Here is a 12,071-nt window from a genome sequence, read left to right as displayed (position 1 = left end):
GCATGATGCTGCCGGGTATCTAACCGAACTCTTCCCTTTGCGAGATCTTGAACAGTGCAGCAAAAATGGCAGTGATAATGGATAGGGTGATTAGATAGGGCTGTGACATCGTCAATTCCGCAAACCAATACTTCCCGGCCAACAGGAAGGTGGCATAAGCCAAACCCAGACCGAAGACAAAGGAGCTTATTTCCCCGGCATCTCTTTTCATGTTCAATTTCTGGGTAATCAGTGACAAAACTACGGACAGATCATACGTAATCAGCATAAGCATACCGGCCGTATAGTAGGTGCGGTCCTCCATCGGAGCAACCCCTTGGTCGATAATACCTGCAAAAAACTTTGCGATAAGCATGGCCGCGATCCAGGCGATCAGATGGGAAGCTGTTTCTATAAGAATATTTTTCAAATAGCTTCTTGCAGTGAACTGCGACCGTTTCTCCCAATAGGAATAGATGAGGATATACAGGGCAATTCCGATGCAGCATGTATAGAAATATCCGGGTAATTCCCCTGAAAGCAGCTCCGTCAGAAATTTAATGCCTGTCTTTAATACTTCTCCGATGAATGAAAACAAATTACAGCCTCCCCAAACCTATGCGGTATAAGAAACTATTGGTCAAATTTCAGATTTTGCGGTTCCGGCGGAAAGACTTCTGCATCCACCAGGCCATCCGTTACCGGGATATCCTTGCCCACTTCTTCAAATTCACAATCTCCCAGCCATACCTTCCCGGGGCCTGTCAACAGGATTCCGATATTAATACATACGGCTTCGGCAGGTACATCCAGCACACAAGCGTAATGGTTCCATTCCGTGGTCCCCCGAATGCTTCTGTGCTGCATGTTGTCGAAGGCTAACAGGTTCTGCAGCTTATCATCAATCCGCATCCATAAACCGCACCAGTCGGTGACATTCTCCGTACTGACAAAGCCGGAAAACCGCATCCGCTTTCCCGTATACGGCTGGGCTTGGAATTGCTGCATCACCGTACCGAAATCATTGAACTCAAATGTTTCTCCGGCCGTAGACTGCAGACAGACAGAGGGGGTGGTCTTATAGCGGATTCGGGTATCCAGCGTCACCTTATACTTCTCCGGAGTCGTTCCGGTAACTTTCCAGCCTTTAATTTCGGACATTGTGTAGACCTCTCTTTCCTGAATCAGCAGTTTCATCTGCGCTCTGTATTGGGCAGGCGGTAAAGCATAGATTTCCTTGAAAGCTCTGGTAAAGGCTTCCTGGCTCTCAAATCCATATTGCAGTGCGATGTCAAGAATACGCTCCTCCGAATAAAGCAGGAGATTTGCCGCACAGCTTAGCCTGCGGGTGCGGATATGCTCATACACACTTTTGCCGACATATTTACGAAAAATCCGGTGGAAGTGATACTTGGAGAACCCCGCTTCTTGTGCAATCCGTTCCAGGCTGAGCTCCTCTTCTAGATGCTGTTCAATATATTCAATGCTCGTATGGATCAAATGGTAGTACAGTGTGTTCACCCCTTCTGACAAGTAATACTATATAACATACATCTGAACCGATTTTGATAAATCTTGCTATGATTTAAACATCATCTTGTGCGTCTTCCGGTGCAGCATAAAGTCCACTTCGTCCTTGGTTGGCTGGAATCAGGCTGGAAATGGTATAATTCCTATAGGTAGTAGTTATCGAACTGGGAGGCATAAATAATGAGTGAAAATCTGTTGGAACAACTGGAATTGTGGCATGAAGAAGATGAGATTCAGGAGATCGTTGATGCGATTGAGGAGATTGATCCGGAGGAACGGGATTATGTGCTGAATAGCCACTTGGGCAGAGCGCTGAATAATCTCGGACGTTATGAAGAGGCACTGGAGCTTTTTGAGGAAATCGCCGAAGAGGGTGAAGAGGATCCGCTGTGGCATTTCCGCGTAGGCTTCTGCCATTACTATCTGAAGCAATATGATGAAGCCATCAGAGAGTTTGAAATCGCTGACAAGCTGGACCCTGAAGATGAAGATACCCTGGAGTTTCTGGCACTCAGCCGCCGTAAAGCCGCTAAGAAGAAGTCCACTGTCAAGAAGCCTGTACAAAAATTCGATTTCTCCAACTTTTGGGATGACAGTGAGTATGCGCTCGATACCTACGTATCAGAGCTGCCTTCGGATGAGCTGATTGCTTCCGTGGAGGAAGAACTGGTCTTCAAACTGCCGGCGTTCTATACTTCCATGATGAAATTACATAACGGGGGGATTCCACACAACACGCGTATTCCTTTGGGACAGGAGTCTCTCGAAATTTCCGGTTTTCTGGGCATTGGACGGGATAAGAGTCAATCGCTGTGCGGCGCTGCGGGCAGCCGGGTTAGGATTGAAGAGGGCGGCTACCCTGAGATTGGTGTAGTTATTTGCGACACCCCTGCCGCAGAACATGAAGTAGTAATGCTGGATTACCGCTCATCCGGCAATGACGGCGAACCGGAGGTTGTTCATGTGGACAAGGACAATAACTACAAGATCACGAAGCTGGCCAATAATTTTGAGGCCTTTATTCGCGGACTGGTGAGTGCGGAGAACTGAGTTGCCGCGGATAGAATTGTGTAGTTCAGTGTAATGACGTCATGCTGAATAGTTGTAATGCAGAGGCTCTCTATAAGGAGGGCCTTTTTGCATTTGATAAGAAGGGACATAGCCGGTTCTTCTGGACAGTAGACAAAAATTATAGCTGAACTCTGCCTAAACGGGTGGATTAAACTTTGATATGATGACGGGGCAAGGCTTACACAACGGGAGGAAATAAAATGTTGAATGTGTTTGATGTTGCCAAGACGCTTGTAAATCAAATTGAAAAAGTTTATTCCGAAGATATCGCGCTGGTTGCTTATTACGGGTCATATGCTCAAGGGACGGCTACTAAACGCTCGGACCTGGACTTCTTTTTCATTCCGGCTACGCCTAAAGGTTACGGGGCAAGCATTCAGTTTATTATTGATGAAATCAGTTTCGACTTTTGGCCAATCAGTTGGGAACGTGCGGCAAGCATGGCCTCATTCGAGGAATTCAAAACTTCGATTATCGCTGACTGCAAGCTGCTGTATGTACGCTCAGAGGAAGACCGGGAAAGATTCATGAAGCTGCGTGAACCTATTTCCAGCATGCAATCCCCCGAAAACAGAAGCAACAGGGTCGGAAAAGCAGAAGCCGAGTTCTGCAATGTATACACACATTTGTATAACCTTTGCCGCGCCGGTGCATCCGAGAATATAGCGTATTATAGAACAGAAGCGTACGGCTTATTAACGAGGGGGCTGCAAAGCCTGGCGTTGCTGAATGGAACATACTATAAAAGCGGCTTCGGTAAGAATCGGGGGCAAGTTCTCAGCCTTCCGTTACAACCGCCCCGCCTGGAGCCGCTGATGGAAACCATTATGCGCAGCAGCGTAACAAGCGAGATTGTAGAAGCTTGTGAGGAACTGGTAACTGGTATATTTGCTATCCTCTCGGCGGAGCAGGAAATGGGTTATGACGCACCTTCTTACCCCGATCGCATGAAGGGTTGTTATGAAGAGGTGAAGGGCGTTCTGGACAAAATCATTACCGCTTGCGAAAGGAATGATTATGATACGGCATTCTTTTCCGCCATACAGGCACAGGAGGAGATCGCCAGCTTTTTATTTCTTGCAGAGACGGGAATCTGGCCTAGCGATTTGATGCTTCATTCGGCTTATAAGAACGTATACCGGCGGTTGGGATTCCCGGAGCTGGCTGGATTGCTGAACCCGGATGACCTATCACCGTTACAAACCGCTGTGGAACGGTTAAACGCTGATTTGGAAGGGCTTTTCCGCTCCAAGGGAGTGGAGATCAACCGCTTCGCGGATATTGAAGAATTTGAAGCATTTCTAAAGGAAAAATACGCAACAGCATAATTTATTCTGCTGGAGCAAAGCACTCATCTTTAAAGGGATGAGTGCTTTTTGTGATGTTGGAATCAGTACAATCGGCGGGTCAATGCCCAGAAGAGCAGGGCCAATGCACTGACAACTGCGCCCAGCAAGCATACTCCATTCCAGCCCATGTGTTCATAGATCGTAGTCGACGCAATGGACCCGGTGGCGCTGCCAATAGAATAAAAAATCATGTAACCGGCGGTAAGCCGGCTTCGCGCTTCAGGCCGCACAGAGAGAATCATGCTCTGGTTGGTGACATGTACCGCTTGCACTGCCAGATCAAGCAGGAGGATACCAGCGATTAAGGCCCAAAGTGAATGTTCGGTATAACTGATAGGCAGCCATGACACAAGCAGCAGAATCAGTGCCGCGCCAGTGGTCCGCTGTCCTAACCCCAGATCGGCAAGCCGCCCTGCCCGCGCTGCCGCTAACGCCCCGGCGGCTCCAGCTAGGCCAAACGCTCCAATTGCAGTGTGTGAAAGAGAAAGCGGCGGAGCACTAAGCGGCAGCACAAGCGAAGTCCATAGGATACTGAAAGCAGTGAAAATCATCAGGGCGAGGGCAGCACGAATGCGCAGGACTCGTTCCTGCAAGAACAAGGTGAGTGTAGAGCGCAGCAGTTGCAAATAGGATAATGACTCTCTTTCATGCTCATCATGAGGCAGTACCCGGAACAATACGCCAGCCATAAGCAGCGATAATCCAGCAGAGACTATGTAAACAGAGCGCCAGCCGGCTAAATCCGTCAATAGGCCGGCAAACGTCCGTGCAAGCAGAATGCCGATGACGATTCCACTGGTTACGAGACCGACGACACGCCCGCGTTCGGCTGGCGCCGCAAGGGTTGCCGCGAACGCAACGAGCGTCTGCGTCACTACGGCGAGCAGGCCAACCGTGGCCATTCCTATGAACAATACGATGCTGGAAGAGGCAGTTCCCACCACAATTAAAGCCAGGACGGATAAAAGCATCTGTCCGGCGATTAGTGAGCGCCGGTTCAGAAGATCACCGAGCGGCACCAGCAGCAGCAGTCCCAGGGCGTAACATGCTTGTGTGATTGTAATAACGATTCCGGCGGATGAATGGGGGATGCGGAACTCATCCGCAATAGCGTCAAGCAAAGGCTGTGCGTAATAAATATTGGCGACAGCAAGCCCGCAGGCGATGGCAAACAAGAGCGGCACATAACGGGGGATTGCAGAGCGGGGTGCTTCTGCTTGAGCTGGCTCCAATCCGGTGCCTGTATCCTCTACTGCAATGAACTTCGTTTCTGCATCAAGCTTCTTCAAAGTTAATACCTCCATGAATTTAATATTGAGAAATTTTACAATAACATACTGATCGGTACATAATTAGTCTTAGAAAATATACTGCTATAAAATGCTGGTTGTCAAGGAGTTAAACCAAAATTATGCGGGGGATTGAGCTAAAAAATGTGGATTTTTGATAAGTGATCTATGGTATTATATATAAATAACATACCGTTCGATACGTAAAGGGGTGTACTATGGCTAGGCTTCGCGAATTTAATGAGGAAAAGGCACTGGATGCAGCTATGCAGCTATTTTGGGAAAAGGGGTTCGAAGCGACCTCATTAAGCGATTTAACATCTGCTATGGGCATTCAGCGGCCAAGCATCTATTCGGCCTTTGGAGATAAAAAAGGACTATTTGAGGCAGCTTTGCGGAAATACACAAGTGCCCACGCTTCTGATGTTCGTGCCAGCCTTCAAAAGAATGTAACGGTTAGAGAGGCATTCCGTGATTTTTTTGATGCTCTGGTGGCAAAAGAATATGGAAACGGCGCGAATTGGGGATGTTTCTGCATCAATTCAATGGTGGAGCTTGCACCTCATGATGAGAAGTTTGAAATCCTGACGAGGGAGCACCAGATGTATCTTTCGGTAATATTTCAGGAAACGATTGAACGGGGGTTGCGTTCAGGCGAGCTGGATACCTCTATTAACGCCAAAAGTTTGGCACAGACACTGGTCGTGTCGCTGATAGGACTCACGGTAATCCTGAAATCCCGTCCTGAACGGTCATTCGTCGATAATTTTGTGAAGGAGATCCTTACATTGCTTAAATAATCAACCAGGTCCCGCTGCGCATTCTCAAGCCCTGCTGTTTCATTTGAACCCTTTTGGAAATAATGGGGGGAGGAGGCTTGAAGATGAACTATGTAGAAATTCTAATGCGGACCATTCTCGCAGTGGGACTGCTGCTGCTCATTCCCCGAATCTTAGGCAAGCAGACCCTTTCGAGCATGACGTCGAACGATTTCGTGACCAGCATTACGCTGGGCTCCCTGGCGGCCAACCTGGCCTTCAATATTAGCCTGAAATCCTCATATCTTGTCCTGTCTCTGGTTGTGATTACAGCCATCTCGTTCCTGCTCTCCTTCATTGCGCTCAAAAGCCGCAGCCTGCGCAGCTGGATCTCCGGCTCCCCCACCGTGCTGATCGAGGACGGCAAAATCATGGAAGCCAACATGCGTAAGATCCACTATACGCTGGATTCGCTGGACCAGGCGCTGAGAGAGAAGGATATATTTAATATCGAAGAGGTCGAATATGCGGTGCTTGAGGATAACGGACAGGTCTCTGTTCTGAAGAAGGAAGCGTATCAGTTCGTCACGAAGCAGGATCTGGGGCTGCAGCTGCAATCGCAGGTTTTTCCCGTGGAGCTGATTATGGATGGCGTGGTGGTGGAGGACAATCTGAAGCGGAATGGGCTGACCCGGGAGTGGCTGGAGAATGAGCTGAGGCAGAAGCAGAAAGGGAAGTCGCTGGCCGATGTATTCTATGCGGTAAGAGGCACGCGGCAGCAGGTGGTGTTCGATTTCTATGAGGACGGGATACAGCAGCCGTTGGATCAGGAATAATCTCCTTCAGAAAAGCCATCAGCTTGTTCCATTCATCAGAGCGTGCTCATATGGAAGTATTTTGCATAACTTTTTTATTGGCTTTTGAAATTATGACTGCTATATTTGAAAATACTATGTTAGAGAGGGTAAGCAGCTGAGGTGTCGGCATAAAAGGATGAGAGGCGGAATTACATGCAACAAGTATTAGAGGGTATCAGTCTAACTAACGATTTTTTATGGTCTAAGCTTCTGATTGTTCTTCTTATTGGTTGTGGTTTTTATTTCACCATTCGATCGAGATTTGTACAATTGGGCATGTTCAAGGAAATGTTTGTTGTTCTAAAAGAGTCTAATGTTAAATCTAAAGACAGCATCTCATCGTTCCAGGCATTCTGTATCAGCATGGCAGCCAGGGTGGGGACAGGCAATATAACAGGAATTGCAATTGCAATTGCCTTAGGTGGGCCGGGCGCTGTCTTCTGGATGTGGGTTATTGCGATTATTGGTTCAGCATCCAGCTTTATTGAGAGTACTTTAGCACAGGTGTATAAAGTTAGAGATAAGACGGGATTTCGTGGGGGTCCTGCTTATTATATGGAGCAAGGCTTGAAGAAACGTTGGATGGGATCTTTATTTGCCGTGCTGATCACGTTGTCTTTCGGCCTCGTCTTTAACGCGGTCCAGTCCAACACGATTACCGTTGCTTTTGAAAATTCATTCGGCACCAATCGTTTTATTGTTGGGCTTCTAATGGCTGTTGCGTTTGCAAGTATTATCTTTGGCGGCATCAAACGTATTGCCAAATTGTCCGAGTATATTGTAGTCTTTATGGCCGTGATTTACATCGCTGTTGCCTTATGCATTGTGCTGATTAACATTACCAAAATGCCGGAGGTTCTGGCGCTTATTGTGAAGGGTGCATTCGGATTTGAGCAAGTCATAGGAGGGTCTCTTGGGGCGGTGATTCTGCAAGGGGTGAAGCGTGGTTTGTTCTCGAACGAAGCGGGAATGGGAAGTGCGCCGAATGCTGCAGCAACGGCAACGACAAGTCATCCCGTAAAACAAGGACTTATGCAAGCATTCGGTGTGCTTACAGATACGTTGCTTATTTGTTCGAGCACCGCCTTCATTATTTTGCTATCCGATGCGTATAAGCAGCCTGGGCTGGATGGCATCAAGCTTACGCAAGCTGCACTAAGCGAGCATATCGGTTCTTGGGCATCTGGTTCTCTGGCTATCATGGTGTTCTTATTTGCGTTCAGCACGTTAATTGGAAATTATTATTACGGAGAAACGAATATAGAGTTCTTAAACTCAAAGAAATCAGTAGTCATATTCTACAGATACAGTGTTTTGGCCATGATTATATTCGGTTCGGTTGCCAAGGTTCAACTGGTATGGGATTTGGCTGACTTATTTATGGGGCTCATGGTGGTAGTTAATTTGATTGCCATCCTTCTCCTATCCAAAGTAGCCTTTGCTGCCCTTCGTGATTACAAGCGGCAGAAACAGGCTGGGAAAAACCCGGTCTTTGTTAAAGACAGTATTAAAGGTCTGGATCACATTGAATGTTGGGAGAACGCTTCAGGTATGGAAGGATAATAGATGGTTAAACCCCAGGGCTCCGGTAACGGAGCCTTTGTGTTGTTGGGCATTAATAGCCGAGCAGGTTACAGCACGTTCATTACCAGCATTACCACGCGTAAACCCCGTTCACATCCAAAAACTCTCCGTTATGGCGTTTGCCATCCGTGGCATAGCCCACAATAATGGACGCCCCAGCTTCTTTGGATTTCCCGCCTTCCGCATTACCATTCAGATCCGTCTTCGTGAAGCCGGGGGTTACTGCGAATACCTGAGCTTTGCTGTGTTTGAGTTCTATGGCCATGGCTACAGTCATCGCATTGTTTGCGGTTTTGGAGGAATTGTAGTCAAACGCATTCAGCGCATACTCCGAATTCTGCATGAAGTACAGTGACGCCATATCGGTGGAGACATTCACAATCGTTCCTTCATTCTCTTTAATTATGGGAAAAAGCCATTGGTTCAAGCGAAAGGTGCCGAAGAAATTCACCTCAAAAGCGCTCCGCAAATGCTCCTCCCGGGTATCGCTGAATGAACCGGAGAACGCCCCCGGCATGCCGGCATTGTTAATGATAAGCGTCAGATCAGAATAATCGCTGCGAATCGTATCGGCTGCCTGCTCAATACTTTCCAGATTCGTCATGTCAATGGGTAAGAACTCCACATCCAGCCCTTGGCTAGTTAATTCAGAAGCTGCGGCCTTCCCCCGTTCGATGCTGCGTGCGCCAAGCAATACCCTCCATCCGGCTTCACCAAGCTGTCTTGCGATTTCAAAGCCGATCCCTTTATTGGCACCTGTTACAAAAGCGGTTTTTGTCATCTTCATCCTTCTTTCTGCAAGATATGATCTATCAACAATTTGTAGCTTACTATGCTACACTAAGTGTAGGTCAACACTAAAAGTCAGGATGTGAGCAAAAATTTTCACCATTGGACAGGTTGCCAAAAAAGTAGGGATAAATATTGGAGCGATTCGCTTTTATGAACGAAAAGGTCTTCTGGAGCCCGTAGTCCGCAATGAGCAAAACAACCGCCTGTATACCGACAACGAGATTGATTGGCTGCTATTTCTGAAATGTCTGCGGGAAACGGGAATGAGTGTCGAGGAGATCAAAAAGTACTACGATATGGTCAAAGCCGGAACATCTACCTTGCCGGAGAGAACCAAACTCATCCAGGACCAGAAGCAAGCCCTTTTGGACGATATTGAAAAGAAAAAAGCTCAACTCATTCACTTGGAGCATAAGCTGGAGCGCTATTATCGCGGGGAGAATTATTAGGAAGAGGGCAGAGGTGGGGATCGAGTGCGGTCTAGCGCGGTCAAGAACTCCGGCGGCACTCACGCAGGCGCGTGGATTCCATTAGGCAGATTCAACTTGAACACAGGAATCTGGGGCGTGGGGGATAACAGCACGGGAACAAGACTCTATCTGGACAGCGGCTCACTATCTCGAACTCCAGAGTCAGAAATGCCTGGGCAGAAGGAATCACCCTCCACTATGGCACCGCCAATTTCACTATCACCAACAACTCCATCCGCAAACCGGAGACGACGTATCTGAATACCAACAATACATTCAGCTACAATATCGTTCAGATTTCAACCCTGGCGAACAACATCGCCTTTAATGGCGGCAAAGACAACAAAATCATCGGCAACCTGCTTACAGATACCGAGCGGACAGGCGCCGGAATTGCCCTCGGCACGAACTTCAACCCGCCGTCCATGACCTATACCCTGACGATTCAGAAAAACATACTGCTGCGCACAGGCTCCGCCCACCGCGACTACGGCTACCAGATCGGCGCCATCTGGGCCTACTGGCTAAACAACAATTGGCAAAGCCCAGAACCTGGCCGTAACCGATCCGGCAACACCATCCAAGACAGGACCTACTCCGGCATCCTCATCGAGGAACCGGCAGCGAACATCTCGGTGACTTACGACGTGTACATTCAAGGCTCCACCACCGGAACCTCGGTGTTCAATAACAACACGGTGACGGGCGCACCTTCGAGAAGTTCCTGAATACTTCGGCTAGCTTTAAGGTATCGGGGGAAGGAAATAAATGGGAGGGGGTGAAAGAGGAGAGGTTGAGGAAGATAATAGGATGTAAGAGTGAATAAAGAGTAAGCGGGCTACCCCCAGATAATCGGGAGATTATTTGGGGGTGGTTTCTTTCTATTACTTCAGAGTGAGGAAGTAGGGACTTTGAATTTTTTACTTGTGTGATGTAAAAATAAGTATTAATGTTAAATACTTTATGTTAGAACTGGATTCAATTATGAGGTTATTGGATATAATCTAGCCCAATAACTATAACATTAATAATTATATACACTGGGTAAAGGGTAAAATTGTAAATGTGTCGAAAGATTATTTAGTCAGAAAACTAGATGTAAGGTAGGGTGTAATATGACGATAAACGTACCTGATGAAATTAAAGATTTGGAACTAATGAAGTTGTTAAAGAATTACTCCACTGGAGATAGATCGTGGAAAGAAGATGGGGTGAGCAAAAAGGAGAAAGAAGCTTGTGAGATATTACATAATAATTTAACAAATTTAATTAACAACGTTTTTGTGCCCATTCTTAATAGAGCAACGTCAAGAGAGTTGGAGCTATTTACAATGCATGATAAAAACCATGGTATGAAAGTAGCTCAATTAATGTGGAATATTTTGAGTTTAGAGAAGAGAGAGTTGATAAATCCCCTGAAATAGCGCTACTTGTATTCTCTTCATTTTTCCATGACCTTGGTATGGCCTTAAATAAGGAAGAGAGAGAGGTTCGATTAAGGGCTTTATGGGACAACATGACTATAACCGAAAGAAATCAATATCAACATATGATAAACGAAACACAAATAACTCGTGAAGACTCTTCCGAGCAATTTATAGCATTACAGAGACTTACTTCGGCCCAAGAAGCAATGTTATGCCTCGATACTAGAGAGAGACATGGTAATAGAGAAAGGTACAATGAACTTATTTGTATGCTTCATAATTTTCACCAAAAAAATCCGAGTTCTATTATTAATATCTATAGTGCACTAAATTATCAAGGTGATTCTTTCTTGGATATATTAGTGGAAATATGTGTTAGTCACAATGAGCCCGCTGAAGTATTAGCACAGTTCAGTATGCTGAATCCTGGAAGACTTAGGTTTCCTATTGACTATCCAATTGGTGGCTGCAAAGTGAATTTACAATTAGTGGCGGCGGCACTTCGTTTGTCAGACATTTTAGATTTTGATAGAGAGAGAACACCAAATGTCTTATTTCACTATTTGCTCCCTCAATCATCGTTGAGTTATCTAAATAGATCATATTTGGAGTGGGGAAAACATTTATCAATCTCCAATTGGTCCATTAATGAAGAAGCAATAAATTATAACGGGCACTGTTACGATCATGTTATACATCATACGTTAAGTCAATTTTGCGAAGACATCCAAAATGAAATTAAATCTACTAAACGAACATTTACAGAAGTCAAAGAAGAATGGCCCTTCTGTCTTCCACTGACTGTTAATTGTAACATTATTGAGCACGGCTACAAGTACACTCCGTATACGTTTGAGGCAGATATGGATAAGGTGTATCAACTATTTATGGGTAAGTCAATTTATAATGAACCAATCCATTCGATTAGAGAACTTGTTCAAAATGCAGTTGATGCATGTAAATTG

Annotated in this window: 13 protein-coding genes; 9 read left to right on the top strand and 4 right to left on the bottom strand. The window is 46.3% G+C overall.

Annotated elements, in window-relative coordinates:
- Nucleotides 1-19: 19 nt before the first annotated feature.
- Entirely contained in the window at nt 20-577 is a 558-nt protein-coding gene (locus ACQ76X_RS32785; protein WP_438497958.1) for a DUF5823 family protein, read from the bottom strand.
- Nucleotides 578-612: 35 nt separating this feature from the next.
- Nucleotides 613-1,500: a helix-turn-helix transcriptional regulator gene (locus ACQ76X_RS32780; protein ID WP_438497957.1), complete on the bottom strand. Its 888-nt coding sequence runs from the start codon at nt 1,498-1,500 to the stop codon at nt 613-615.
- 189 nt (nt 1,501-1,689) lie between these two features.
- Here ACQ76X_RS32780 and ACQ76X_RS32775 point away from each other — a divergent pair, with 189 nt between their 5' ends.
- Entirely contained in the window at nt 1,690-2,559 is an 870-nt protein-coding gene (locus ACQ76X_RS32775; protein ID WP_438497956.1) for an SMI1/KNR4 family protein, read from the top strand.
- Nucleotides 2,560-2,780: 221 nt separating this feature from the next.
- A complete protein-coding gene (locus tag ACQ76X_RS32770) occupies nt 2,781-3,908 on the top strand; it encodes a nucleotidyltransferase domain-containing protein (protein WP_438497955.1) in 1,128 nt (375 codons plus the stop codon).
- A gap of 62 nt (nt 3,909-3,970) precedes the next feature.
- Here the strand turns inward: ACQ76X_RS32770 and ACQ76X_RS32765 are convergent, their stop codons facing one another.
- Nucleotides 3,971-5,161: an MFS transporter gene (locus ACQ76X_RS32765; RefSeq protein ID WP_438497990.1), complete on the bottom strand. Its 1,191-nt coding sequence runs from the start codon at nt 5,159-5,161 to the stop codon at nt 3,971-3,973.
- Nucleotides 5,162-5,436: 275 nt separating this feature from the next.
- Between ACQ76X_RS32765 and ACQ76X_RS32760 the strand changes: the two genes are divergently transcribed.
- From ACQ76X_RS32760 to ACQ76X_RS32750, 3 genes are all read left to right on the top strand, one after another.
- The gene (locus tag ACQ76X_RS32760) at nt 5,437-6,018 is read left to right on the top strand and encodes a TetR/AcrR family transcriptional regulator (protein WP_438497954.1); all 582 of its coding nucleotides are present in this window, start codon (nt 5,437-5,439) and stop codon (nt 6,016-6,018) included.
- An 83-nt stretch (nt 6,019-6,101) separates the two neighbouring features.
- Nucleotides 6,102-6,812 carry a DUF421 domain-containing protein gene (locus tag ACQ76X_RS32755; protein ID WP_438497953.1) on the top strand — a complete coding sequence of 237 codons (711 nt, stop codon included), beginning with the start codon at nt 6,102-6,104 and terminating at the stop codon, nt 6,810-6,812.
- 174 nt (nt 6,813-6,986) lie between these two features.
- Nucleotides 6,987-8,396 (top strand): alanine/glycine:cation symporter family protein, encoded by a 1,410-nt coding sequence (locus tag ACQ76X_RS32750; protein ID WP_438497952.1) that lies wholly within the window; start codon nt 6,987-6,989, stop codon nt 8,394-8,396.
- A gap of 91 nt (nt 8,397-8,487) precedes the next feature.
- On the opposite strand, the gene ACQ76X_RS32745 is transcribed toward ACQ76X_RS32750, so the two are convergent.
- Nucleotides 8,488-9,198, bottom strand: coding sequence for an SDR family NAD(P)-dependent oxidoreductase (locus ACQ76X_RS32745; RefSeq protein WP_438497951.1), 711 nt, complete (start codon nt 9,196-9,198; stop codon nt 8,488-8,490).
- Nucleotides 9,199-9,298: 100 nt separating this feature from the next.
- Between ACQ76X_RS32745 and ACQ76X_RS32740 the strand changes: the two genes are divergently transcribed.
- The 4 genes from ACQ76X_RS32740 to ACQ76X_RS32725 all read left to right on the top strand — a co-directional run.
- Nucleotides 9,299-9,658 (top strand): MerR family transcriptional regulator, encoded by a 360-nt coding sequence (locus ACQ76X_RS32740; protein WP_341097820.1) that lies wholly within the window; start codon nt 9,299-9,301, stop codon nt 9,656-9,658.
- 446 nt (nt 9,659-10,104) lie between these two features.
- Nucleotides 10,105-10,407 carry a hypothetical protein gene (locus ACQ76X_RS32735; protein ID WP_438497950.1) on the top strand — a complete coding sequence of 101 codons (303 nt, stop codon included), beginning with the start codon at nt 10,105-10,107 and terminating at the stop codon, nt 10,405-10,407.
- 387 nt (nt 10,408-10,794) lie between these two features.
- Nucleotides 10,795-11,103: a hypothetical protein gene (locus ACQ76X_RS32730; RefSeq protein ID WP_438497949.1), complete on the top strand. Its 309-nt coding sequence runs from the start codon at nt 10,795-10,797 to the stop codon at nt 11,101-11,103.
- A partial coding sequence (locus tag ACQ76X_RS32725) for an HD domain-containing protein (protein ID WP_438497948.1) occupies nt 11,052-12,071 on the top strand: 1,020 nt, incomplete at its 3' end. The genes ACQ76X_RS32730 and ACQ76X_RS32725, both read left to right, overlap by 52 nt.

The organism is Paenibacillus sp. IHBB 3054 (genome assembly GCF_051594305.1).
GTDB lineage: Bacteria > Bacillota > Bacilli > Paenibacillales > Paenibacillaceae > Paenibacillus_AQ.
Note: the sequence above shows the minus strand (reverse complement) of the source record. Positions and strands in the feature narration are given on the sequence as shown.